20 protein-coding genes are annotated in these 24,120 nt (G+C 64.2%); 5 read left to right on the plus strand and 15 right to left on the minus strand.

The features are described 5' to 3' along the window. Nucleotides 1-71 precede the first annotated feature (71 nt). From JS533_RS04415 to JS533_RS04450, 8 genes are all read right to left on the minus strand, one after another. On the minus strand, nucleotides 72-719 hold the full coding sequence (locus tag JS533_RS04415; protein WP_241513301.1) for an alpha/beta hydrolase: 648 nt from the start codon (nucleotides 717-719) through the stop codon (nucleotides 72-74). 79 nt (nucleotides 720-798) lie between these two features. Continuing rightward, the gene (locus tag JS533_RS04420; RefSeq protein ID WP_241513302.1) at nucleotides 799-1,011 is read right to left on the minus strand and encodes a zinc ribbon domain-containing protein; all 213 of its coding nucleotides are present in this window, start codon (nucleotides 1,009-1,011) and stop codon (nucleotides 799-801) included. A 56-nt stretch (nucleotides 1,012-1,067) separates the two neighbouring features. After that, nucleotides 1,068-1,391 carry a hypothetical protein gene (locus JS533_RS04425; protein WP_241513303.1) on the minus strand — a complete coding sequence of 108 codons (324 nt, stop codon included), beginning with the start codon at nucleotides 1,389-1,391 and terminating at the stop codon, nucleotides 1,068-1,070. A 178-nt stretch (nucleotides 1,392-1,569) separates the two neighbouring features. Beyond that, nucleotides 1,570-3,150 carry a S10 family peptidase gene (locus JS533_RS04430; protein ID WP_241513304.1) on the minus strand — a complete coding sequence of 527 codons (1,581 nt, stop codon included), beginning with the start codon at nucleotides 3,148-3,150 and terminating at the stop codon, nucleotides 1,570-1,572. Between the two features lie 142 nt (nucleotides 3,151-3,292). Continuing rightward, entirely contained in the window at nucleotides 3,293-3,778 is a 486-nt protein-coding gene (dtd, locus tag JS533_RS04435; protein WP_241513305.1) for a D-aminoacyl-tRNA deacylase, read from the minus strand. Between the two features lie 186 nt (nucleotides 3,779-3,964). Continuing rightward, entirely contained in the window at nucleotides 3,965-4,792 is an 828-nt protein-coding gene (locus tag JS533_RS04440; RefSeq protein ID WP_241513306.1) for an aldo/keto reductase, read from the minus strand. Between the two features lie 231 nt (nucleotides 4,793-5,023). Next, on the minus strand, nucleotides 5,024-6,184 hold the full coding sequence (locus tag JS533_RS04445) for an MFS transporter (protein WP_241513307.1): 1,161 nt from the start codon (nucleotides 6,182-6,184) through the stop codon (nucleotides 5,024-5,026). 92 nt (nucleotides 6,185-6,276) lie between these two features. After that, complete coding sequence (locus tag JS533_RS04450; RefSeq protein ID WP_241513308.1) at nucleotides 6,277-6,894, minus strand: GNAT family N-acetyltransferase; 618 nt, start codon at nucleotides 6,892-6,894, stop codon at nucleotides 6,277-6,279. A 258-nt stretch (nucleotides 6,895-7,152) separates the two neighbouring features. Between JS533_RS04450 and JS533_RS04455 the strand changes: the two genes are divergently transcribed. Beyond that, nucleotides 7,153-8,394, plus strand: a complete 1,242-nt coding sequence (locus tag JS533_RS04455) for a Fic family protein (RefSeq protein ID WP_241513309.1) — start codon at nucleotides 7,153-7,155, stop codon at nucleotides 8,392-8,394. Nucleotides 8,395-8,591: 197 nt separating this feature from the next. On the opposite strand, the gene JS533_RS04460 is transcribed toward JS533_RS04455, so the two are convergent. Together JS533_RS04460 and JS533_RS04465 are read right to left on the minus strand one after the other, a co-directional pair. Beyond that, nucleotides 8,592-9,848, minus strand: coding sequence for a HipA family kinase (locus tag JS533_RS04460; RefSeq protein WP_241513310.1), 1,257 nt, complete (start codon nucleotides 9,846-9,848; stop codon nucleotides 8,592-8,594). Between the two features lie 394 nt (nucleotides 9,849-10,242). Continuing rightward, a complete protein-coding gene (locus tag JS533_RS04465) occupies nucleotides 10,243-10,911 on the minus strand; it encodes a helix-turn-helix domain-containing protein (RefSeq protein WP_241513311.1) in 669 nt (222 codons plus the stop codon). A 100-nt stretch (nucleotides 10,912-11,011) separates the two neighbouring features. Between JS533_RS04465 and JS533_RS04470 the strand changes: the two genes are divergently transcribed. Continuing rightward, nucleotides 11,012-12,523, plus strand: coding sequence for an MFS transporter (locus JS533_RS04470; RefSeq protein ID WP_241513312.1), 1,512 nt, complete (start codon nucleotides 11,012-11,014; stop codon nucleotides 12,521-12,523). A 185-nt stretch (nucleotides 12,524-12,708) separates the two neighbouring features. Here the strand turns inward: JS533_RS04470 and ychF are convergent, their stop codons facing one another. From ychF to JS533_RS04495, 5 genes are all read right to left on the minus strand, one after another. Continuing rightward, a complete protein-coding gene (gene ychF / locus JS533_RS04475) occupies nucleotides 12,709-13,806 on the minus strand; it encodes a redox-regulated ATPase YchF (protein ID WP_241513313.1) in 1,098 nt (365 codons plus the stop codon). A gap of 103 nt (nucleotides 13,807-13,909) precedes the next feature. Beyond that, nucleotides 13,910-15,763 carry a CocE/NonD family hydrolase gene (locus JS533_RS04480; RefSeq protein WP_241513314.1) on the minus strand — a complete coding sequence of 618 codons (1,854 nt, stop codon included), beginning with the start codon at nucleotides 15,761-15,763 and terminating at the stop codon, nucleotides 13,910-13,912. Nucleotides 15,764-15,801: 38 nt separating this feature from the next. Continuing rightward, nucleotides 15,802-17,259 carry an L-serine ammonia-lyase gene (locus JS533_RS04485; RefSeq protein WP_241513315.1) on the minus strand — a complete coding sequence of 486 codons (1,458 nt, stop codon included), beginning with the start codon at nucleotides 17,257-17,259 and terminating at the stop codon, nucleotides 15,802-15,804. Nucleotides 17,260-17,358: 99 nt separating this feature from the next. Next, nucleotides 17,359-18,162 (minus strand): pyrroline-5-carboxylate reductase, encoded by an 804-nt coding sequence (proC, locus tag JS533_RS04490; RefSeq protein ID WP_241513316.1) that lies wholly within the window; start codon nucleotides 18,160-18,162, stop codon nucleotides 17,359-17,361. 31 nt (nucleotides 18,163-18,193) lie between these two features. Then, entirely contained in the window at nucleotides 18,194-19,540 is a 1,347-nt protein-coding gene (locus tag JS533_RS04495) for an alpha/beta fold hydrolase (protein ID WP_241513317.1), read from the minus strand. A 190-nt stretch (nucleotides 19,541-19,730) separates the two neighbouring features. Between JS533_RS04495 and JS533_RS04500 the strand changes: the two genes are divergently transcribed. From JS533_RS04500 to JS533_RS04510, 3 genes are all read left to right on the plus strand, one after another. Continuing rightward, nucleotides 19,731-22,508, plus strand: coding sequence for a sensor histidine kinase (locus tag JS533_RS04500; RefSeq protein ID WP_241513318.1), 2,778 nt, complete (start codon nucleotides 19,731-19,733; stop codon nucleotides 22,506-22,508). Between the two features lie 107 nt (nucleotides 22,509-22,615). Continuing rightward, nucleotides 22,616-23,347: a response regulator gene (locus JS533_RS04505; protein WP_241513319.1), complete on the plus strand. Its 732-nt coding sequence runs from the start codon at nucleotides 22,616-22,618 to the stop codon at nucleotides 23,345-23,347. A gap of 230 nt (nucleotides 23,348-23,577) precedes the next feature. Further along, complete coding sequence (locus JS533_RS04510; RefSeq protein WP_241513320.1) at nucleotides 23,578-23,952, plus strand: endonuclease domain-containing protein; 375 nt, start codon at nucleotides 23,578-23,580, stop codon at nucleotides 23,950-23,952. The last annotated feature ends 168 nt before the right edge of the window (nucleotides 23,953-24,120 follow it).

The raw sequence follows: 24,120 nt of genomic DNA on the forward strand, positions 1-24,120 counted from the left end.
GTCACCGGTCCGGTGCGCGGGGTTCCGGAGTCCGACCATGATCCGTTCCTGTCCGTTGCCGAATGCGCGGCCTACCAGATACGCGGACGCGTCAGCCCGTTGTCGGTGAGGAAGGCGGCCACGTCGCGCATCTCCTCCATGCAGATGCTGTGGGTCATGCCCGGGTAGACCTTTTCCGTCAGCGTGGCGTGGGCCTGATAGAACGCGGACATGTCACGCACCTCTTCGGCCGGGAAGATGTCGTCGGCGGAACCGTGTCCGTAGAACATGGGCGTGCGGAGCTCGGCCAGACGCTCGTCGCCGGGCAGCGCGCCGTGTGCGAGGAAGCCGGAGAAGCTCACCGCGGCGGCGTACCGTTCCGGATCGAGCCTCAGCATTTCGCCGGCGAGCAGTCCTCCTTGGGAAAAGCCCATGACGACGATTTTCCGCTCCGCGGGAACGTTGGCCTTCACCCACGCGGCGATAGCATCACCGGCGACCCTCGCCTGTTCGTCGAGCGATTCGCCGGTGGGCACGCCGTCGTACTCCCACTTGCCGAACCACGTGTATCCCATGCCGTATTCGATGGGTGCGCGCAGCGACGCGTAGTCGCCACCCGGCGCGCAGTACGCGAGCAGACCCGGCAGATCATGCTCGTTGGAGCCCCATCCGTGCAGCAGCAGGAACAATGGCTCCTTGGACTGCGGGTTGATCGACGTGAGCGCATGCGTGATGTTCATCGGTGGCCTCTTCCCTTGACTTGCCTGCTACGAGCGATGATACCGCGTTGCCTGCGGCAATCGCCGGATGCGACCGCGATCAGCCTCCGATGAGGAAGTCGAGGACGTTCATGCCGGTGCTGGTCTGGGCCCGGTACAGTTCGGTGAATCCGCACTGGCTGCAGCTGATGGTGATGAACTTCTTGTTCTGCACGTCGAAGAGCTTGGCCAGATTGCCTCCGGTGGCCTGGAACTGGTCGCTGACGTAGCTGCGGCATCCGCATTTGGCGCACACGTACTGCTGCTGATCCATGATGTGGTTCCCTTTCGTGAACGGTGTCGGTATTTGCCCGGTCTGTCTGCCGGTATCTACTGGTTGGACGACAGGCTGGTGGAGATCTGCTGTTCGACCCGGTCGAACGCCTGCGACAGCAGCATGTTGCCGGGCACGGTGGTGAGCAGGAAGGCGAGCACGGCTGCGACGGCCGCGCCGATCATGCCCTTGATGATCTTGATGACGATGCGGAACACCACGTAGGCGACCGCGCCGCCGACGGCGACGGTGATCAGCGTGCGCACGGAATCCGGCAGGGTGCCGTACCACAGCACGATCCTGTCGATGAAGGACAGGTCGAGCTTGGACAGGTCGACGTTCGACAGATCCAGTTTCGACAGGTCAAAGTTGGTGTCCATTGGTTGGTTCCCTTCTTGCGTGTTGCCGCCGCGGGTACCCGCCTGCGGTCCGTATTCGCCCCATCATGCCGCAGACGGCCGGGAAATGCGATGATGGACGCGTCATCGTCGCATTTCCCGCACATGCCATGTCACTTGTCCGTCACGCCACGTGCGTCATGCATATGACGTGCGCGTCCTACAACCGGATGTCCTGCGCCGGCTGCGCCGGGCGCTCGTCGATGTCGGCCAGCCCGCTGACGTCCGCGTTGTAGAAGCGCTTGAGATCGTTGCAGAACTTGGCTAGGCTCGCCTCGCACGAGTAGAGCATGTGGCCCGCCGGATAGTAGGTGAAGGCGATGTTGCCGCGCAGCGGCTTGGGCAGGCCGAGATGGTCGATGTCGTATTCGGTCTGGAAGAACGGTGTGCACAGGTCGTAGATGCCGTTGCCGACGAGCACCTTGAGCGTGGGCTGATGCGCGATGGCCGCGGCAAGGTCGGGCAGCACGTTCGGGAACGGGATGTTGCCGCCCCATGAGGACTTGGTGCCTTCCGGCTGGTGGTGCCACCAGGTCCAGCCCTTGCCCGGTTCGGTGGCGCTCCAGTCGAAGTCGGCGAATCCGCGGCGTTCCGGTGTACGGTCCCAACCGAGCTCGTCGCGCAGGTAGGCGTTGCACAGGCTCGAGTATGCCGGGTCGAGGAAGGCGTCGTCGACCACGAACGTCTCCTCGTCCTTGACGCGGTCGAGATCGTAGCCGGCCACACGGCCGTCGTACCGGCCGACGATCTTCTCCTCGCCCCTCAGCAGTTCCTTGCGGAATCGCATGTCCACGACGCGCAGGTCGGAATCGTAGACGTATTGTGCGTCCAGTCCGGTCAGCTCGGCGTATCGTTCGGCGACGCGTCGCTTGGTGTCTTCGTCGAGCGAGGCCCCGGCGGCGAGCGCGAGGCGCAGCGGCCCGTTGGCGAACGCGCGGGCCTGCTGCAGGTGCTCGGCGGTCTGCGTCTCCGAGGCGGCGCGGCCATGGTATTTGGCGACGGACGCGAAGGTCGGGAAGTAGCCGATGTAGTACTGGTCGGAGGTGTCGTATGTGTAGGCGTAGTCGAGGATGTTGGAGATGAGCGTCAGGCCGTTGAGCGCGACGCCGTCCTGCTGGAGCCGGTATGCGAGCGCCGCGCCGCGCGTGGTGCCGTAGGATTCGCCGAGCACGTACTTGGGCGAGTTCCAGCGATGGTACTTGCTCAGGTAGGCGCGGATGAACGCGCTGAATCCGGCCACGTCGCCGTCCACCGACCACAGCGACGGCTTGGCGGCATCGAGGATTTCGGAGAAGCCGGCGCCGGCGGCGTCGATGAACACGAGGTCGGAATCAGGCAACAGCGTATATGGGTTGTCGGCCAGGTGATACGGGGCTGCGGGCACGGGGGCCGCGTCGGGTACGTCGATGCGTTTGGGCGCGATGGAGCCCATGAGCAGGAACGTGGTCGACGAGCCTGGACCGCCGTTGAAGATGAACGTGACCGGACGGGCAGGATCGGTCTCGCCGGAGTCGTCGGCCAGGTTGAACGCGGTGAAGAAGATGCTGGCCGCGGGCTTGACCTTGCCGGAGTCGATGAGGATCGTGCCGACGGTGGCGTTGTACCGCAGCTCGCGGCCGTCGATCGCGATGCTGTGCCATGTGGTCTTCTCGTACGGTTCGGGCAGCTTCGGCGCGGGCTTCTGCCCCGCTCCGACCGCCGTCTGCTGCGTTCCGTTCTGTTCGCCGACTGCATCACCCATGATGACCATCCTTTCTGCGGGCCTGACAGCCCGGTCGTATCAGCATATCAAACAATCGAACGTTCGTTCGATCTGCGTGTCGAAGTTAATCGAACATATGATCGATTACGTGAATTCGCGCCAAGTGCCGAAGACGTCGCCGTCACGCCTTGTGCGGCATGTCCACGTCCGTGTCGACGACGATCGTGACCGGACCGTCGTTGACGAGGCCGACGCGCATGTGCGCGCCGAACCGGCCCTCCCGCACCGGCACTCCCCCGGAGCGCAGCGCCTCGTTGAACTTGATCCACGTCATGTCGGCATGTTCGGGCTTGCCGGCGCGGATGAAGCTCGGCCGGTTGCCTTTGTGCACGTCCGCGTACAGCGTGAACTGCGAGATCGAGAGGATCTCACCGCCGATGTCCTGGATGGAGCGGTTCATCTTGCCCTGTTCGTCCTCGAACACGCGCAGGTTGAGCACCTTGTGCGCAAGCCATGCGACCTCCGCATCGCCATCCGCATCGGAAACACCCACCAGGATCATGTATCCGGGGCCGATCTGCTGCGCTTCGAACGTGGGATCAAGCGTCCCCAACTCGTTGACGACGTCGACGCTTGCCTGCGATACGCGTTGAATCACGATTCTCATACCGCCGATTATGGCACAGGAACCGCATGCAGGGGCCTCTTCGCCCATTTCGGCCGTGATCCCCGGCCGCGCGGCACGCCCCCATACCGCCGCGTGAGGGGCGTTCGGGCGAATCGAATGCGACTCGCCCGAACGACGCAACCCCTGCACTCACCGGTCACGCAGTGATGCGCGACGGAACAATGCTCAGAAATCGAAGTTGTCCGGGTCCGCGCTGTTGCGGTGGCCGGTGCTCAGCGTGTTGATCGCGGCCATGTCCTCGTCCGTCAGCGCGAAGTCGAACACGTCGATGTTCTGGCGGATGCGTTCGGCATGCACCGACTTGGGCAGCACGACCATGCCGCGCTGAATGTGCCAGCGAATCACGATCTGCGCGGCCGACTTGCCGTATTTGGCGCCGATCTCGGCCAGCAGCGGCGAGGAGAGCAGGTTGCCGCCGGTGCCGCCGAGCGGGCTCCACGCCTCCGCGGCCATGCCGTGGCCGTGCACGAAGTCGACGAGTTCCTGGTTGGTGAACTGCGGCGACGATTCGATCTGGTCGACGGCCGGCACGACGTCGCTGTTCGCGAGCAACTCGTTGATGTGATGCTGGTGGAAGTTGCTCACGCCGATCGCCTTGGCACGGCCGGACGCGGCGATCTCCTGCAGATCGTCCCACGCCTGCTGCCAGCCGTCCGCCGGCCAGTGGATCAGGTACAGGTCGACGTAGTCGAAGCCGAGCCGTTCGAGGCTTTCGTCGAACGCGGCCTTGGCGCGGTGCGCGCGGATGTCGTCGTTCCACAGCTTCGTCGTCACGAAGACGTCCTCGCGCGCGATGCCGGACTGCCTCACGCCTTCGCCGACCGACGATTCGTTACGGTAGATCATCGCCGTGTCGATATGCCGGTATCCCGCCTCGAGCGCGGCACGCACCGCGTTCACCGTGGTCTCGCCGTCCGGCGTGCGGAACACGCCAAGTCCGATCTGCGGGATGACCGTGCCGTTGTTGAGCGTGATCATCGTCTGTTCTGCCATATGCTGCCTGCCTTTCCCTGACGGGTCGGTCGTCCGACTCCCGCGTCCGGCCCGTCCTCGCAGGAAACCGAACGGCCGGCACGGATCGCAATCATTGTACGTGCCGGCCGCGCGCCGCGACGGCGATTTACGGAAGATGCGGCAATCGGCGAACATCGGACCGCAATTATCGACGACTGTCGGTCCAGTCAGAAGAACAGCATCGCCGCGCCGGCCGACCTGCGGATGCGGTCACCGCGCGCTGCGACGTTCAAACCGCAGCGCAAACGCCGTCAGCAGCAGCACCGCAACCACGGTGAACGGCATGCCGGCCAGGCCGATGACGTGATAGTCCATGCCGGACAGGTTCAACGCCATGCCGCCGACGAGCGAGCCGACGGCGTTGCCGCCGTTGAAGGCGATCTGCACCGCGGCGCCGCCGATGAGCTCGCCGCCGCCCTTGCCGGCCTCGGCCATGAGCAGCATCTGCGGACCGTTGATGAAGAACAGTCCGAACGCGATCCAGAAGGTCAGCAGCGCGCACGTCGCCGGATTGCCGGGCGTCACGAAGACCAGCAGCAGGCCGACGGCGGAGATCGACTGGCCCACCGCGGCGGTCACGGAGTGCAGCCAGCGGTCGGCCAGGTGGCCGCCGGCAAGGCCGCCGACCACCATGCCGAATCCGGCGAGCATCATCAGCAGCGGGATGAGCCGCGAATCATAGCCGCCGGTCTTCTGCAGCCACGGCGACACGTAGCTCCACCAGCAGAACACGCCGGAATTGCCGACGAACACGGCGCCCAGCACCAGCCACGGGCCGGGTTTGGCGAGGAAGCGGAACTGGCCGGCGAGCCCGGCGTCCGGCACGGCCGGAATCAGCGGCATCCACGCCACGGTCAACGCGATGGTGACGCCGGCGCCGAGAGCGAGGATGACGAACGCCAGACGCCAGTCGAGGTATTCGGCCAAGAGGGTGCCGGCCGGCACACCGAGCATGTTGGCCAGCGTCTGGCCGGTGACCATCACGGACACCGCCTTGCCTTCGCGGCCCTTGTCGGCGAGCGCCTTGGCGATCACGGTGCCGGTGCCGAAGAACGCGCCATGGGGAAGTCCGGCGATGAAGCGGGCGACGACGAGCACCATGGCGTTCGGCGCGGCCGCGCTCAGCGCGTTGCCGGCGAGCGCGAGCGCCATGAAGAGGATCACCAGATGCTTCGGGCTGGTCTTGCGGCCGAACACCAGCATGGTCACGCCGAAGCACACGCCGATGGCGTATGCGGAGATGAAATGGCCGGCGGTCGGAATGGACACCGCCATGGCCGCCGCCGTCTGCGGCAGGATGCCCATCATCACGAATTCGGCGGCGCCGAGCACGAACGCCCCCGCGGCGATCGCCAGCAGACTCTTCTTCATGGGCAGATCTCTCCTCTACCCGCACGCATAACCGTGCGCACGACAACAACTCCGTCAACGAGTATATGCCACGGAAACGGCGGCTTCACGGCTTATTGGGCAGCCATACGCCTCGATCGCCATTCGTCCGCCGTGATGATGCGGAGCATATGGTCGTGGTAGGCGTCGATGAGCGGAAAATAGTCGTGTTCCGCCGTGAAGACGGTGTTCATGCCGCACTTGGCCATCACGCGGCCGGACTGCGTGTTCTCCACGTAGTGCCCGCCCCACACGGCGTCCTTATGCAACGTATCGAACGCGTAATCAAGCACAGCGTTCAGCGCCTCGGGCATGTAGCCGCGTCCCCAGAACGGGCGGCCGATCCAGTACCCGAGTTCCAGCGCGTTGTCGCCGAGGTACTTGCCGTAGCGCGTCTTGAGCCCGGCATCCGATTCGACCGGATCGATGGCGTAATGGTCGACCGGTTTGAGCGCGATGCTGCCGACCGGCTCGTCGCCGTTGTCCTTGACGGTGATGGCCCAGTTGTTCTCCACCGCGAGAATGTTTTTGATGTCGTTCATGCTGCCTTCGACGCTGGTGTGCGGCGGCCATCCGCACAGCAGGCCGATCTGCGGGTCGGAAGCATACTTGAACAGCGCGGCGGCCTCGGCCTCGTCACCAACCTTCCACTCGCGCAACTGCAATCGTTCGGTCTCGACCGTCTCGCTCATTCTCACCTCCGGACTATGGGATCGACAGTACGATCGTCAACGCTACCATCATCATGCGCTCGCATACAGGAAGGGCACCTTCGTTGTTGCTGTTGTCACGAACGGCAAGAGCATCTTGAGACAGGCCTGCGATACATTGCAGCAAGTCAAGCTTTAATTGATATACATCATTATCAACAGACCACTAATTGACTAGACAGATTCTCTATTTTATAGTTTCTATAAGTTAGAAGCAGCAGATAGGAGCGAATCATTCCCATGGATATGAAATATAGAAGTTTAGCACGTCTCTTCCATGCCGATAGAACGAACGATTCGTACAACAACCACGAGCTGCTTGCCCGGCAACGTCTCGAAGCCGAATCGACATTCCGCACCGGCGTTATCACTCCGTTGGGCGAGCTATTCAGCGCCACGCCACGGGAAACGACCATGATCGTCGAACGCATACTCCTTGCCGAAAGGCGCGTGTCAAGACTGTGGAACCAGATACCGGGTGTGATGCGCTGGGATTGGATCAGACGTTCCATCAGCGAGGAACTGTTTGCCACCAACGAGATGGAGGGCGTGCGCAGTACACGCAAGGAGACAGTACGCGCAGTCGAAGCTGCGGAGAAATCACTGAGGGAAGGAGACGAATCCAAAGCACGGTTCAGCGAATTCGCAAAACTCTATCTGAACCTCACCGACCAGGATTCCTCACTCCCCGCTGAGATAGCCGATATACGCGCCATTTACGACAAGGTGGCGCTGGATGAAATCGAAGAACAGTACCGACCGGATGGCGATCTTTTTCGGAAAGATGATGTGGAAGTGCTCGGCCCGCACGGGCTACCGATACATAACGGCGTCAAAGGCGAAGGAACCATCAGCGCATTGCTGACCGACATGATCCACCTGGCGGAATCGGCATCGATACCACGCCTGCAGGCTGTGATCATGTCGCATTTCCTGTTCGAATACGTGCATCCGTTCTACGACGGCAACGGTCGTACAGGACGCTACCTGCTGGCTCTCTACTTGAATCACGATCTGACCATGCCGACCGTGCTCTCCCTGTCCAGAACCATAGCCGAGAACAAGAACGCCTATTACAAGGCGTTCACCGAGGCCGAGGACAAACTGAACTGCGGCGAGCTCACGTTCTTTGTAAATATGATGCTCGGCTTTATTCAAAAAGCTCAGGACGAGCTGATTGACGAACTAGGAGACAAGGTGGATCGGCTTGTCAAAGGTGGCGACATCTGCAAACGTATCGCCGAAGAGCACGGACTTTCCGCCAACGCCTTCGAGCTGCTGTATTCCGTCATGCAGGAGGAGCTGTTCGATTCGGCGAAATACATTTCATTGGATGACGCAGCATATCATCTCAAACTATCCAAGCAGAGCGCGAGGAAATACGTCGGCGAACTGCTGGACGCCGGACTCGTCATCCGAACTGGTACCCGCCCGATGAAGGTGCAGGCTTCCGAACAGTTGAAAGCGTCCCTCGTCCTATAGGCGTTCGACCACTTCCGATCGCCCGCAGCAATCTGGCGAACAGTTCAGCCCGATGTTCTTCACTTCGACGCACGAAGACATCGTGCATCATCAACCCTATCGAGGGCCTTGGAACCACTAAGATTCCAAGGCCCTCAGCACTGGTTAGTCAGCAATCACTTCTTGCTCACGTTGAACTTGAACTCGACCGACTCGCCTTACCTCAGGAGTCGTTCGTTGAGGATGACGGGGGCATGTTCGACCGACGGGCGCAACGCATCCAACTGATCGGCCAACTGGGACTCGTCGACTGTCGGCAGTTCGAGCAGGGAACGCGCGGCAGCATGCAAGTAGTCGTTCAACGCCTCGATGCGGCCCTGCTCCAACGAGTAGGTCGGGTCGTTCTCCAAGGTGACGTCCAACGCCTTGCGCAGCATCTCATGCTGCGCGTTGCCCATGATGACCTCGCACTGGTTGCGGAACGTCATACGCGAGTTCGACGGCTGGCGTTCCTCCAATACCTTTGGCGTCCACGTGCCAGACTCCCAGTCGGCGCGCATGTCGTTCTTGAACAGCGACATGTTGTGATCGAACAACGGAGCCGGCCCCAAGATCCGGCCGGTACGGTTGTCGCGCAGGAACCCGTGGTTGTTGGCGTGACGGTCCTGATTGACGATGAGCGCGTCGAACACCAACATCGTGCGCATCGCCTCGAACGATTCCTCGGACACGGCACGCGCAGCGGCAAGGATCTCCGGGAACGACGCAAGCTGCGTCGCCGCATAGAACGGCACGAACGACACGTCCTTCGTGTTCATCGAACCGCACACCGACGCGAGCCTGCCCTTCCAACGGGCGATACGGTAATCAACCGCATCCACACCAATCTTGCGCGCCAACTGAGAGGCAAGATACTCGGAATACGGTTCCAATCCGGCATTCGCATACCCCTCGGAACCCGCCTTCCACAGTTCCAGTCCACACTCCGTATGCCGCCACGCCTTCGGGAACTGGCCGTCCGTCGTCCACTCGCTCGACAAACCAATCGCATGCTTCTCCCTCGGCGTATACCCAGTGTAGGCCACGATGGCGAGCGTCTCGTCCAACGGATTATCGTACAGGTTGATGTCCGCGAACCTGAGGTTCTCGCCCTCGCGCTCCACCCAGAACGAATCGTTGACCGACAACCCCTTGCACAAATCGATGATGCCCAGCGTATCCGAAATGTTCAGCCCCGCCTGCGCGAGAATCTGAGCGGCGAACTCACGATTCTTCGGGATCGTACGCCGCTCAAGCCAAGTGGTGAGCTTCGTACCATCGGGATCCGGAGCCAACGGGAACGGCAGCAACGTCCGCTTCGACTCATCGAACCAGCGGACATGCGCCTCGATCTTGCCCGCCAACAGACCCTCGCCATACGACGCATCGAACCGGAGCAACGGATTGTCATAGAGCCGCAGCACATAACTCGCCATGATCGATCCTTTCGATAATCTCGACTCAACCGGTTTTCATCGCGACCCTTGCACGAACGACTGTCCCCAGTATAGTTGAGGGCCCTGGAACCACATTCCAAGACCCTCAGCACTACCCGGCAATCTCTTAGACGTTGGGGAGAACTTGAACTCGACCGCATCGCCGAGCTGCATCGCATTTTTTGCCGGCAATAGCCCGGATTCATGCCGCGCACAGCATTGTGGCCATCCCAGCACCGCAGCAGCGCGATATGACCTTGACTCGCCACCGGTCAGGACCGGATGTTAGCCTCAATATCAACAGCAGCCTTCCACGCCTCCTTACAGTGCGCAACCCGGAAGGTTCTTTTCATTTCGACGTCATCATCTGCCATGAACCTGACCCCATGATGCATCACATGCCGGCGGCGCCTCCCGCCTGATGCTCGTAATAGTCGACGAGAGGAAGGAACAACTCATCGACCGTGGCGATGACGTCCGCTTCGGATAGGGGACGCATGTCACGCAGGATGGTAGCCCGGCCAAGCTCTCCGGGCATGCGTAGCAGTGATTCCGGCAGCTCACACGTGATGTCACCGCGCGCCCGCGCGTTTTCGACGGCCATTGCGATGCTAGGCCGATCGCTCATCATCGTGCGCTCATACAATTCGTGCGCGCTTACACCGAGCCAGTTGGCGTAGACGCCGAACTTGGCCAGCACCATCACCGCGTCGGACTGTTTGCGATTGAGCTGCATGAGGATGGAGATGACGTCGCCTCTGAGCGTGCCGGTGTTCGGTCGCTCGATGGCGGCGAGACCTCGATGCCGTTTCACCGCGGCCACGAACAGTTCCGTGCGATTCGGCCATCGGCGGTACAGCACTGGTTTGCTGGTATGCGCCCGGGCGGCCACATTGTCGAAGGTGAACTCTTCGGCGCTACATGTGGCCAGTTGCTCCCATGCGGCCTCCAGAATGGCCGTCTCCAAGGCTTTGCCCCGGCGACGCGTCTGCTTCGGCACGGTATCCGCTTCCATCGGTTCATCTTCATAGTTGCGCGGGCGTTGCATTTGGTGACTGTTCACATCGCCATTCTACAAGATACCATGGCGTTTCTTATTTGCGGATGGCTATAATCATCCATAATTCATAAGAAACTTATCAGTATCTTAGAGAGGTTAAGCTATGGATGACACGAGCGGGAGGAACCTGAACCGCTCCCTGATCTGCCTATGCGCGGCAGAACTGGTGATGATGGTCAATACCACCGCGTTCAACGTGGCGCTGCCGAATATCGCCGAATCGTTCGAGGCAGGCACGGCGGAACAGCAGTGGGTCGTCTCCAGCTACAATCTCGCGTTCGCCGCCGTGGTCCTGCTGGCCGGATTCCTTGGCGACCGGCTCGGCCATCTGAGAACCATGCTTGCCGGATTGGGCATGTTCGTTATCGCATCCGCGATCGGCCTTATGGCAGGAAATGTTCCGATGCTGCTCGTCTCGCGGGCAATCATGGGCGCCGGTGCAGGCGTGGTCATCCCGATGGGGCAGGCGCTGCTTGGCATCCTGTTCCGCGGCTCCGAACTGTCTCACGCCATGACCACTTGGGCGATAGCCGGCACGTTGGGCGTGCCGTTCGGCCCGCTCGTCGGCGGGGCGCTTACCGCGATGCTGGGATGGCGCGGCATCTTCGGGTTCGATGGCGTGGTGTTCCTCGCCGTGATCGCGGTCATCCGCATGAATGTTCCGCAGACGGGCGCATCGCACGAATCCCGGGCGTTGCATGTGCCGTGGGCGTCGGTGGCGATGATGTTCGCCGGATTCACCCTGTTCTCGGCAGGTCTGGTCAATGCGCAGCACGGTATTCTGGCAGCGAACGCATGGGTTCCGATGGCGGTCGGCATCGTGCTGGCAACGGGATTCGTGCTGCATGACCACGCGTCCCGCAACCCGCTGATGGAGCTCGGATTGATGAAGGACCCCTCGTTCGCGGCCTGTGCACCGGCGTTGATGATGCTGAACTTCTCAATGTACGGCATCATATTCATCATGCCCACCTATCTGGAGACGGTGCTGGACCATGGCGCGCTGATAGGCGGAATGATGCTGATGCCGTTGGTCGTCGCGTCCATCGTGGGAGCGCGGATGAACGACTGGATTGTCTCCGGAGTTGGTTCACGCGGCACGAGCCTGCTGGCCTTGGGATGTCTGGCCATCGGTATGCTGACGATCGGAGCCGCCATGCGGCTGCCGGAAGGAATAGCGGGACAGTCGACGATGATGGCCGGTCAGATCGTAGCCGGTTTCGGTTTGGGCGTCGGCCAGCCGGCGATGCTGACCTGGGCCATGGGCCGCGTACCGGTCGAACGATCCGGTGCTGGCTCCAGTTTGCTGACCGTGTTCCGTCAATTCGGATCCATCATCGGCGTTGGAATCTTCGGCAGCATACAAAGCGGACTCTATATGACGAGATTCCACGATTTCGCGCAGTCCGCCGGGGCGGACCCGCAATCCGCCGGAGCCGCGCCGTTGGACTTCCAACGGGCGGCCGGACTTACCGGCACAGCCGGTGACCTGATACGACAGACGGCTTCCCGCGCCTATGAATCCGCGATGACCGGCAGCTTTACCACGGCGGCCACGGTCATCGTCATCTCCTGCGGAGTCGTCGCACTGATATCCCGAAAAACACCGCAGTGAACGATACCGAATTGTGCAGGACCCGTCCCCGGGCCCCATATCCCTGCGGCCCTTTACTCCCTGCAAAGGGGATATCGCAATCTCCCGCCCATGCAAGGACGCATTACGTCCCCAAATTACATGTCACCAGACACTGAGGGCCTTGGAATCATCGGAATTCCAAGGCCCTCAACACTAATCAGCAATCACTTTTTGCTGACATTGAACTTGAACTCGACGATGTCGCCGTCCTGCATGACGTAGTCGCGGCCCTCCTGACGGAGCTTGCCCTCCTCCTTGATCTTGACCATGGAGCCTTCGGCGGCGACGAAGTCGTCGTAGGAGACGATGTCGGCCTTGATGAAGCCCTTCTCGAAGTCGGTGTGGATCACGCCGGCAGCCTGCGGGGCGGTCCAGCCCTTGTGGATCTGCCAGGCACGCACCTCCTTTTCGCCGGCGGTGAGGAAGGTCTGCAGGCCGAGGATGTCGAAGCCGACGCGGGCCAGCTGGTCGAGGCCCGACTCGGCGAGTCCGGCGTCGGCAAGCATCTCGCGGGCGTCCTCCTCGTCGAGGTCCGTCAGGTCGGCCTCGAACTGGGCGTTGAGGAACACGGCCGGCGCGGGCGCGACCGACGCGGCGAGCTTCGTCTTGAGCTCGTCGTTGGACAGCTCGTCGTCGTCCACGTTGAACACGTAGATGAACGGCTTGGCGGTCATCAGGTGCAGGTCGTAGATGTCGTCCTTGTCGATCTTGCCGGCGGCGGCCGCATGGTCGATCGTCTCGCCGTCCTCGAGGATGGCCTTGGCCTTCTTCACGGCCTCGAGATACGCCGGCTCGATCTTCTTGCCACGCAGGTCCTTCTCGAGCTTCGGCAGCGCGTTCTCGATGGTCTGCATGTCGGCGAGGATCAGCTCGGTGTTGATCGTGTCGATGTCGTCGGCCGGATCGACCTTGCCGTTGACGTGGACGATGTCGTCGTCCTTGAACGCGCGCACGACCTCGCAGATCGCGTCGGCCTCGCGGATGTTGGCAAGGAACTTGTTGCCCAGGCCCTCGCCCTCCGAGGCGCCCTTGACAATGCCGGCGATGTCGACGAACGTGACGGTCGCGGGCACGATCTTCTCGGTGTGCACGAGCTCGGCGAGCACGGGCAGGCGCTTGTCGGGCAGCGGCACGATGCCGGTGTTCGGCTCGATCGTGGCGAACGGATAGTTTTCCGCGAGGACATTATTGCGCGTCAGCGCGTTGAACATGGTCGACTTGCCGACGTTCGGCAGGCCGACGATTCCGATAGTAAGAGACATGAGTCCCAGTATTGGCGGCAAGGTGGACGTAGCCGGCCCGGACCGCGATGCGGTATGTCGCCGTCCGGAGGCCGGACAAACGCCGACCGGACGCCGGACGCCGCTAGGCCATCGGGATCGTCAGCCGCACCGAGTCGAGGTCGATGTCGAAGTCGGACAGCGGCACGGCGGCGAGGCGTTTCGAGTTGTTGTAGACCGCGAGCGCGAGCCGGTGTCCCGCGCGTACGGTCCAGTCGGTGGCGAGCAGGTCGAACGTCACGTCCATCCATTCGCCGACCGGCGTGGGCGTGAATTCGGCGAACGAGTCCTTGTGCGCGGTGGCGATCCAGCCGCGCGTGACCATGTTGTGCATTTCGTGCGACTTGCGCGGCACGCAGACGGGGAAGATCGCCTTGTCGTCGTCGGACGTGCCACCTGCCGGCGGACGCTTCTCCTTGAGTTCGACGAGCGCGTGGATGTCCTCGCTCACCTGCACGTAGTTGCCTTCGCCGTATTCGATCAGCGATGCGCACAGGTTCGTGTCGGCGGCGCCGGCTTTGACGCGCAGGCTGAGCCGCGGCGTGCCGGAGATGTGCCGGCCGTGTTCCAACGGAGCGCCGATGGCGAGCAGCCGGTCGTCGTGCGCGGCGTGCGATTCGGCGTACGTCGTGAGTTCCCTGATGCGCGCGCCCTTGATCGTCACGATGTGCGCCGGTGCGGCGGTCCGCGCCGCATCGGACGCGGCTTGCGCATCATCGTGCGCATCGTCATGCGCGTCGCCGGTCGCGGCGTCGTCGTCGAGCACTTCCAGCGTGCCGAGTCGCACGTCCGCTCCCCCACGCACACCGAACGTGCGCGGCGCGGCTCCCGGCACGGGCCAGCTCGCATACTCGTGCCAGTTGCCGTCCGGATCCTCGATCGAGGCCTCGGGCTCGTCCATGATGCCGTTGTCGACACCCTTGAGCCAGTAGTCGAACCAGCGTTCGAGCGTCGCGAGCCACATGTCGTGCCTCACGTCGAATGGGTCGTCGTGCGCGTACTGGTGCAGCCAGATCTTGCGCGGCACGCCGCACTCCCCCAACGCCTTCCAGTACGTGTCGACCTGGTTCATCATCACGTTGAGGTCGTTGACGCCGTGCACGAGGAACACGCTGGCCTTGAACCGGTCGACGTGCGCGCGGTAGTCGCGTTCGCCCCAGAATTCGTTGTAGCTGCGGTGTTCCTTGTCGGCTCCGTCGTGCAGACGCCGCCAGCCGCCTTTGGTGTTGAACCGTTGCAGCTTGCCGTCGGCGGTGGATTGCAGGGTGACGGCGAAGTTGTCCGGCTCGAACCAGCCGCCGTCGGCGTCGTCTCCGTTGAGCAGCGCGCCGTGCGGGTGATACCAGTCGTACTGGCTGGAGATCGCGGAGATCGGCACGATGGTTTTGAGCCCCTCGATGCCGGTGGCGGCCATGCCGTTGGGCACGGAGCCGTCGTAGGACTTGCCGATCGCGCCGACGAGCCCGGACGCCCAGTAGGCGGTCATCTCGTTGTCCGGCGTGCGCCTGTCGCGGGTCATGTAGCCTTTCGCACGCCCGTTGAGCCAGTCGACGACCGCGTTGGCGGAGGCGATGTCCTTCGGCCCGCCGATGTCGCAGAAGCCTTCGGACAGCGCGGTGCCGGACGTGGCGAGCAGGATCACCGCGTAGCCGCGCGGCACGAAATAGTTGTCGTAGAAGAACGGGAACAGTTTAAGCGGACTGTTCCACTTGTCCTCCGGATGCGAGTATTCGAACTTCTCGCCGTGCCGGTCGTACAGCTCGTAGTACGGGCTCGGGTCCATGATGACGGGGATCCTCGCCTCGCCGTCGAGTTCGCGCGGGCGGATGATGTCGGCGCGCACCAGGTCGTTGCGCCCGTCCGCGTCGCCGTCGAACGGCAGTTCGATGTAGACGAACTCGCGGATCGCGTTCTCGTACGAGTACTGCATGTCACCCATGTGGTCTTGTCTGTCCTTTCGTAGGTATGGCCGGCCGCTCAGCATTCGACGACGTTGACGGCGAGCCCGCCCTGCGACGTCTCCTTGTATTTGGCCATCATGTCCTCGCCGGTGTCCTTCATGGTCTTGATGGCCTGGTCGAGCGTGACGATGTGCGATCCGTCGCCGAGCATGGCCATGCGCACCGCATTGATGGCGGTGTTCGCGGCCATCGCGTTGCGTTCGATGCACGGGATCTGCACGAGTCCGCCGACCGGGTCGCAGGTGAGTCCCAGATTGTGTTCGATGCCGATTTCGGCCGCGTTCTCGACCTGCGCGGACGTGCCGCCGACGACCGCGCACAGGCCGGCCGCGGCCATCGAGCAGGCCGAACCGACCTCGCCCTGGCAGCCGACCTCCGCGCCGGAGATCGACGCGTTGCGTTTGAACAGGTAGCCGACCGCGCCGGCGGTGAGCAGGAACGTGACGATGCCGTCCTCGTCGGCCGAGTCGACGAAATGCCAGTAGTATTCGAGCACGGCCGGGATGATGCCCGCCGAGCCGTTGGTCGGCGCGGTCACGATGCGTCCGCCGCCCGCGTTCTCCTCGCTCACGGCGAGCGCGAACAGGTTGACCCATGCGGCGTCGGACGATTCGAGCACCGCGTCCGAACGCCGGCGCCGGTTGAGCAGGTCGCTGTTGGCGGACAGGCGCGCGTACATCTTGGGCGCGCGCCGCGGCACGTCGAGTCCGCCGGGCAGGGTCTTCGCGGGGCTCATGCAGCCGTTGAGCACGCATTCATGCATGGTCGTCCACACGCGCAGCAGTTCGGCGCGCACCTGTTCGGCGGGACGCATCGCGATTTCGTTCGCCCAGACGATGTCGGCGATGGGCATGCGCTCGCGTTTGCAGATCGCGAGCAGTTCGCTGCCGGACGTGAAGTTGTACGGCACGTCCGGCCCGAAGTCGACGGACGACGATTCGTCCTCGTCGGCGAACGACGTGCCTGCCGGGGGCCGGTCGTGGATGCCGATCATGAGATCGTCACGGTGCCCTTTGCGGATGAAACCGCCGCCGATCGAATACCAGACCTGTTCGTCGACGAGGTTGCCGGACGCGTCGAACGCCTGGAACCGCATGCCGTTGGGGTGGGCGGCCATGCGCTGCCACAGTTCGAAGACGACGTCGTGCTCGTAGTCGAAATCGATGTCCTTGACGCCGGCGAGCGTGAGCCGTCCGGTCTGTTCGCATTCCTGTTTGATGGTGAGCACGTGCGCGGTGTCGACGGTGGCCGGCAGGCTCCCTTCCAGCCCGGCCACGGCGGCCCGGTCGGTGCCGTGGCCCATGCCGGTCAAGGCGAGCGAACCGTACAGCGTGGTGCGCACGCGGGAGACGCGGTCGATCAGTCCTCCGGAGACGAGCGATGCGGCGAATTCGTGCGCGGCGCACATCGGTCCGACCGTGTGCGACGAGCTTGGGCCTACGCCGATTTTGAACATGTCGAGGATGCTGAACATGCGATGCTCCTTCCGTTGCCGTTGATCGTGCGGCCGGCATGGTCGCGTTGCGCTGACTGTGCCGGCCGTCCGCGTGCGTTGACGCCGTTGGAGGACAGGTTAGGCCTCGATCGCGTCCACCGCGTTAATGACCGCGCCGCGGAAGCCGTCCTTCTCGAGTTGGACGACGCCGCGGATCGTGGTGCCGCCGGGCGAGCAGACGGCGTCCTTCATCGCGCCGGGGTGCGTTTCGGTGGCCATGTACAGGGCGCCCACGCCTTCGACCATCTTGGCGGCCATACGGTAGGCGGCGGCGCGCTGCAGGCCGTATTTGACGCCGGCGTCGCCGAGCGCCTCGATGTACATGTCGGTGAACGCGGGCGCGCAGCCGGCGATGCACATGGCGATGTTCATGTGCGCGGTGTCGACGCGTTCGATCAGGCTGATCGGCGAGAACAGCGCCTCGAACGTCGCCGTCTGCGCGTCGGTGAGCGTGTGGTCCGCTTCGGTGACGAGCACGCCCTTGCCGACGGCCATCGGCGTGTTCGGGATCGTGCACTGCACGTGCATGTCAGCGAACGCGTCACCGAACAGGTCGCGGTACTTGGCGAGATCCCAGCCGGCGGCGATCGAGACGACGATCTTGCCGGGCTTGGCGAGTTCGTTCACGATCGGTCCGACGACGGATTCGATCTGGTACGGCTTGATCGCGACGATCACGACGTCGGCCGCGACGGCGACTTCGGTCGCGCTGCGCAGCGGGCGCGCGCCGAGTTCGGCCGTGGTCTTCTCGAGTTTGTCGTAGTGTGCGGCGCAGGCGACGATGCTGCCGCCGTTCACGACGCCGGCGTCGACGAGCCCGCGCGCGATGGCCTGGGCCATGTTGCCGTAGCCGATGAACCCGATGGTCAGATCCATGCTCATGATGTGTTCCTTTCGTTGCATGTGTTGCTTGTCAGAACAGCGGTTCCAGATCGCCGCGGTTCAAGGCCTCCGCATACAGGTGCCTGAACACGCGGTCGCCGTGGTTGCCGTCATGCTCGAACTCGTTGGTGACCCAGGCGTGCGAGCGGCCGACGCGGCTCAGCGTGTCGAGCTGCAGACCGGAGTCGACGTACATGTCATCGAAGTACACGGCCGCCTGCAGCGGCACCTCGTTGCGTTCGAGCTGCGCGGCGTCGTAGATCACGCCGAACGTCGTGTCCTCCATGAGCAGGTCCATCGCCGGCTTGAACGGGCGCAGCGCGCGCTCCTGCTCGAACATCCACGGGAACATCGCCTCGCCGGTGAAGTTGAGCGGGCGCACGTCGGGACCGAATTCCGGCTTCGTGTCGCGCACGCGCTGCGCGGCCCAGCGGATCGGCCCGTCCATCTCGCCGTTCGCGTAGATGAACTCCTGCAACGGCCAGTACAGCGGACGCGACGACGTGGCCGCCTCCACGCGCGACAGGAACTCGTCCGACAGCGGCGAATCGGCCGAAACCGAACCGTCGCCGTCAAGGAACGCGGAGTCGAGGATCCAGTGCACGCGTTCGAAGCTCGGCTTCATGCCGAAGTCGGAGCCGAGGCACTGCAGACGCTCCACGGTGAACGGGTCGCCGTTCGGCAGGCTCACGCCGCCGGCCGCCAGCCTGTCGGCCACGGCCGCGACGCGTTCTACGTCCTGCGGGTAACGCTCGTAGAACTGCGCGGTCTTGCGCGCCATGCGCGGGAACGTGTGCTCGTACACGTCGGTCGCGTCGGCCGGCACGTGCGGGATGCCGCCGCAGGTGAAGCTGGCCGCCACGCCGGCCGGGAACAGCGACAGGTAGGTGAGCGTCAGGAACCCGCCGTAGCTCTGGCCGAGCGTCACCCACTTGGCGCCGGCGAATTCGGTGCGGCGCAGGTGTTCGAAGTCACGCACGATCGAATCGGCAAGGAACAGCTTGAGATAATCTGCCTGCGCGCGGGCGCCCGCCGGGGCGAGACGGGCCATGACCTGCGTGTCGATGCGGTTGGAACGTCCGGTGCCGCGCTGGTCGGGCAGGACGACGCGGAAATGCTTGATCGCCTCCTCGATCCAGCCGTCGGAGCTCGGGTTGAGCGGTCGCGGGCTTTCGCCGCCCGGGCCGCCCTGCAGATAGACGAGCAGCGGCAGGTCGTCGTGCGCGTGTTCGGGCGCGGTGACCACACGGTAGAACAGGCTGATCGACTCGCCGTCGAAGCCCCTGCCCGGTTCATGGCCCGTCCAGTCGAGCGGCACCCTGATCGAACGGTCCTCGACGTGCAGTCCCGGCACGTAGTATTCGGCAAGCAATGTCATGCGCGATTCCTTTCCCTTGGGCTTCCTTGGCGGGCGCTTCCGCGAGCGTCTTCGTGGACCGTTCCGCGAGCGCCGCAACGGATTCGGCCGATGCCCTCCATATCAGCCTCATGCGGGGACAACCGGCGCACCGCCGTTCATCCCCGCGCACGATGGCCGCGCGGAACCCGGCGCGCTACGCTGGTCGGTCATGGATATGGCACGACGGCTGACGACGATACGCAACGGATTCGCACGTGACAGGCTCGCACGCACGCTGGCCGTGGACGCGCTGACCGCGCTGCTGGCCGCGCTCGCGTTCGTGCTGATGTCCGGAGCGGGCGCAGGCAACATGCCCGGCCTGCTGTTCTCCTACGATACGGTTCCGCTGATGGCGTGGTCGTTCGTATTGGCCCTGCCGCTGGCGTTCCGGCGCGTGCGCCCGCAGACCGCAGCGCTCGCGTTCGTCGGCCTGGTCGCGGTGCAGCTGGTGGCGGGCCCGTCGATGACGCCGTCGGATTTTCTGGCGTTGCCGATGCTGTATGCGGTGATCGTCTACGGCGACCCGCGCAACACGCGGGCGTTCATCGTGCTCGCCGCCGCGATCGGCACGCTGGCCGGGCCGATCATGTCGTGGGCGTTGGAGGCCGGGCCGTTCTTCGACCCGTATGTCACCCCCGCCGAATACGCGCAGGCGGATCCGGGGACGATCCCGGACTGTCGCGCGGTGTATGCGGGGGGACTGTTCACCGGTTCGTGCGCGCAGACCGTGATACAGGAGTCGGCGTTTTATCTGGCGGCGATTCTCTCGTGCGTCGCCGCGACGGTCATTGCCGCGTTCTGGCAGCGGGCGAGGCTGATCACGATCCGCATGATGCAGGAGCGCAACGAGGCGCTCGAGGCGGGCGAGGCCGAGGAGCGGCGCATCGCGGCGTTGGCGGAACGCGCGCGCATCGCCCGTGACATGCACGACGTCGTGGCGCACACGCTGTCGATCATCATCGTCCAGTCGGACGGCGGACGGTATGCGGGCGCGCATGATCCGGCCGTGGCGCGGCACACGATGGAGACGATCCGGCACGAGTCCGAACGCGCGCTGCACGACATGAAGCGTCTGCTCGGCGTGTTCGGCGGCTCCGATCATGCGGATTACGCGGACATCGACGCGCTCGTCGGCCAGGCGAAGGCCGCGGCGGCCGCACTGGCGGACGGCAGCACGGTCGACCGTCGGGTCGCGGGCGACGTGCGGCCGCAACTGCTGGGCGACGCGGCCGGCACGGCCGTCTACCATCTCGTGCAGGAGTCGCTGACGAACGTGCGCAAATACGCCGGTCCGAACGTGCACGTACGCATCGACGAACGCTGGTCGGACCGGATGCTGGAGATCACGGTGGGCGACGACGGGCGGGGGGCCTCGTCCGCGCTCGACGGGCACAAGCCGGGGTACGGCCTGCTCGGCATGCGCGAGCGCATCGAGGCAGTCGGCGGCGCCGTGGCGGCGGGGCCGCGGGTCGGCGGCGGATTCGAGGTGCGGGCGAGCGTGCCGCTTGGCGGCGGACAGGCGGGCGAAGCGTCGTACGACCGGACCCGCATGAGCGCCGCGGAACCGGCTGCGCCGACGACCGCGTTCCGCACCAAGCCCGGGTCCGAATCCGAATCGCAGAACGGGCGATCGGAAGGTTTCCGGCAGCACGGCACGACTCAGGCCACCGCAACGGAACCTTCCGCATACCGTTCCCGCCCGGACGAAACGGCATACGGGCGGCAATCCTCCCCTTCCACTTCCACCTGGGCGACGGTCCCGAACGCGCCGGACGGAACGCCCCGTTCCGCTTCCCCGGCGACGCAGGGCGGGCGCGCATCACTGCTCCCCCAGATCCCCACGTGGTGGCAGCTGCGCGAACGGCTCCGTTCCAAACCCATCGCACAGGCCGTACTGGCGAACGGCGAGCCGTTCAACTGGGTGGAACGGCTGTCGCAGTGGACGGAACGGCATTATCTGGCCGTCGACATCATCGGCACGCTGCTGCTCATCGCAATCGTCGGCAGCAGCTCGCTGTCGCTGTTCGACGGCTATCTGGAGGACACCGTCGGCGAGCAGGCGGTCGGCCGGTTCATCGTGATCACGACGATGCTGCCATTGTGCTTCCGCCGCCGTTTCCCGGAGGGCGCGGCGTTGGCGGTCGCCGTCGCCTCCGCGTTCCAGCTGGTCATGTTCCAGCCGGTGCTCTTCGCGAACCTGTTCGCACTGGTCGCCCTGCATTCGGCGGTGCTGTACGGCAGGCCGAACGCATGGCGCTGGACCGGCGTGGCGTCGGCCGGTATCGCGGCGCTGTTCGGGTTCAAGGTGGCGTTGAGCAATTACGGTTACGCCAGCATCCTGCATTGGATGCTGCGGTCGGCGGACTACACCATGACGTATGGCGGCGTCTCCGGCGCGGCGGCGCTCTCGACGCCCAGGATACTGCTGTCGGCGACGACCTGGTGCGGCGCGGTGGGGACGATGTGCATGGGCACGATCCTGCTGGCCCGATGGCAGCGTGCGAACGGGTCGAACGTGCTCGTGCTGCAGGCGCGCGAGGAGGCCCTGCGCGCCGAACAGGCCAAGCAGAAGGTGCTGGCGGCGAATATGGAGCGCGACCGGATCAGCGCCCGCATCCAGTCCGAGGTGAGCCGGACGCTGGCTTCGGTGATCGATCAGGCGGCGGCCGGCATTCGCATGTTGGACGAGGCCGAGGCCCGGGGCGAGGAACCGTCGGCCGGGGCGATCTCGGCGGCGTTCGCGGCGATCGGGGCGCAGGGGCGCACGGCGCTCAAGCATATGCGCCAGCTGCTGAGCGTGCTGCGCGAGACCGGGTTCAGCGACGAGGCGCACGAACACGCCCAGCCGGCGATGGCGTTGCGGCCGGCGGCGTCGCTGGACGAGCAGCTCGGCGTGTCGGCCCGCAGTCGCGATGCCAACAATGAGATGAGACAAGCCGAACCGTGATTGTGATGGTGTATGTGGCGGGCGTGTGGTGTTCAGGATGAATTCAGGGCAAAGTCAGGGTGTTGCACCCTGTCCGACCGGCCGAGGAACGGATACAGTGGTGAACTATGAGTGAGAACAGGATTCGAGTGGTGATCGCGGACGACCAGGAGCTGGTGCGCGCCGGGTTCGCGATGGTGATCGGCTCCCAGCCGGACATGCAGGTGGTCGGGCAGGGCGGCGACGGCGCGCAGGCCGTGGCGTTGGCCGAAACGTTGCATCCGGACGTGGTGCTGATGGACGTGCGCATGCCCGGCATGGACGGCATCGAGGCGACGCGGCGCATCAGCGCGCTGCGCGGGGCGGACGGGGAGCGTCCGACACGCGTGATCATCCTGACCACGTTCGATCTGGACGAGTACGTGATGGCCGCGATCAACGCCGGCGCATCGGGGTTCCTGCTCAAGGACACCGAGCCGGAGACGCTGCTCTCGTCGATCCGTACGGTGTTCAACGGCAACGCGATCATCGCGCCGTCGGCCACGAAGCGGCTCATCGAGAAGATGATGGAGGACGGGTATACGAAGGGCCGGTCGTTGACCGACACGCAATCGGCGCCGGCCGCTCCATCGCAGCCTGGCCGTCCGGCGTACACCGACCCGGAGCTGGAGCTGCTCACCGATCGCGAGCGCGAGGTCCTCGTCGAGATCGCGCACGGCCTGAGCAACCAGGAGATCGCGAGCAAGCTGTTCATCAGCCTGCCCACCGTGAAGACGCATGTGGCGCACATCCTCGCCAAGATCAACGCCCGCGACCGTGTGCAGGCCGTCGTCTTCGCCTACGACAACGGCATTGTGTGAGCGGTATCGTGCTGTCGCGCGATGCCGTGTTGTCGGCGGTCTATGCCGCCGCGCGCGGCCCTTTGACGACGCCTTATGATGCTGGCGGAGCCTCGGCTCCCTCGGCTGAGGGAGCTGTCACGGCGCAGCCGTGACTGAGGGAGCGTCAGCGGCCGTGAGGCCGCCGGCAACACGGCATCGCGCGCAGCGCGATCCCGATACCAGGCCCGGTCTTCCGCTATCCTCAATCCATGAGGGAATACAACCGGGCCAACACCGCCAACGCCCGCACGCTACGCCGCAACATGACGCCATGGGAACGCAAGCTATGGTACCGGTTCCTGAAAGGCCACACCCTGCGCTGGCAACGGCAGACGCCCATCGGGGACTATATCGTCGACTTCTACTGCGCCAAGGCGAGACTGGCGGTCGAACTCGACGGAAGCGGACACTACGAGACCGAACAACAGCTCAGGGACGAGCTCCGCACCCGGAATCTGCAGGAGCAGGGGGTGACGGTGGCCCGGTTCGCGAACAATCAGGTCGACCGCATGTTCGACGCGGTATGCGGGCAGATCGACCGCATCGTGAAAGAACGGGTGGAATCGTTCGGAACTGCCAAGTGATGGAATCGCGCTGCGCGCGATGCTGTTTATTCGGCGGCCTTCGGCCGCTGACGCTCCCTCAGTCACGGCTGCGCCGTGACAGCTCCCTCAGCCGAGGGAGCCGAGGCTCCGCCAGCTTCATACCCACCATAGAGAGGTCACACGCGGCGACGCAGGCCGCCGCCGACA

The sequence above is a fragment of the Bifidobacterium amazonense genome (assembly GCF_018555435.2).
GTDB classification, from domain to species: Bacteria; Actinomycetota; Actinomycetes; order Actinomycetales; family Bifidobacteriaceae; genus Bifidobacterium; species Bifidobacterium amazonense.

Bases quoted from the DNA above. Each gene is read 5' to 3' on its own strand.
- JS533_RS04415 (WP_241513301.1), bottom strand. From the start codon at position 719: ATGAACATCACGCATGCGCTCACGTCGATCAACCCGCAGTCCAAGGAG.
- JS533_RS04420 (WP_241513302.1), bottom strand. From the start codon at position 1,011: ATGGATCAGCAGCAGTACGTGTGCGCCAAATGCGGATGCCGCAGCTAC.
- JS533_RS04425 (WP_241513303.1), bottom strand. From the start codon at position 1,391: ATGGACACCAACTTTGACCTGTCGAAACTGGATCTGTCGAACGTCGAC.
- JS533_RS04430 (WP_241513304.1), bottom strand. From the start codon at position 3,150: ATGGGTGATGCAGTCGGCGAACAGAACGGAACGCAGCAGACGGCGGTC.
- dtd (WP_241513305.1), bottom strand. From the start codon at position 3,778: ATGAGAATCGTGATTCAACGCGTATCGCAGGCAAGCGTCGACGTCGTC.
- JS533_RS04440 (WP_241513306.1), bottom strand. From the start codon at position 4,792: ATGGCAGAACAGACGATGATCACGCTCAACAACGGCACGGTCATCCCG.
- JS533_RS04445 (WP_241513307.1), bottom strand. From the start codon at position 6,184: ATGAAGAAGAGTCTGCTGGCGATCGCCGCGGGGGCGTTCGTGCTCGGC.
- JS533_RS04450 (WP_241513308.1), bottom strand. From the start codon at position 6,894: ATGAGCGAGACGGTCGAGACCGAACGATTGCAGTTGCGCGAGTGGAAG.
- JS533_RS04455 (WP_241513309.1), top strand. From the start codon at position 7,153: ATGGATATGAAATATAGAAGTTTAGCACGTCTCTTCCATGCCGATAGA.
- JS533_RS04460 (WP_241513310.1), bottom strand. From the start codon at position 9,848: ATGGCGAGTTATGTGCTGCGGCTCTATGACAATCCGTTGCTCCGGTTC.
- JS533_RS04470 (WP_241513312.1), top strand. From the start codon at position 11,012: ATGGATGACACGAGCGGGAGGAACCTGAACCGCTCCCTGATCTGCCTA.
- ychF (WP_241513313.1), bottom strand. From the start codon at position 13,806: ATGTCTCTTACTATCGGAATCGTCGGCCTGCCGAACGTCGGCAAGTCG.
- JS533_RS04480 (WP_241513314.1), bottom strand. From the start codon at position 15,763: ATGGGTGACATGCAGTACTCGTACGAGAACGCGATCCGCGAGTTCGTC.
- JS533_RS04485 (WP_241513315.1), bottom strand. From the start codon at position 17,259: ATGTTCAGCATCCTCGACATGTTCAAAATCGGCGTAGGCCCAAGCTCG.
- proC (WP_241513316.1), bottom strand. From the start codon at position 18,162: ATGAGCATGGATCTGACCATCGGGTTCATCGGCTACGGCAACATGGCC.
- JS533_RS04495 (WP_241513317.1), bottom strand. From the start codon at position 19,540: ATGACATTGCTTGCCGAATACTACGTGCCGGGACTGCACGTCGAGGAC.
- JS533_RS04500 (WP_241513318.1), top strand. From the start codon at position 19,731: ATGGATATGGCACGACGGCTGACGACGATACGCAACGGATTCGCACGT.
- JS533_RS04505 (WP_241513319.1), top strand. From the start codon at position 22,616: ATGAGTGAGAACAGGATTCGAGTGGTGATCGCGGACGACCAGGAGCTG.
- JS533_RS04510 (WP_241513320.1), top strand. From the start codon at position 23,578: ATGAGGGAATACAACCGGGCCAACACCGCCAACGCCCGCACGCTACGC.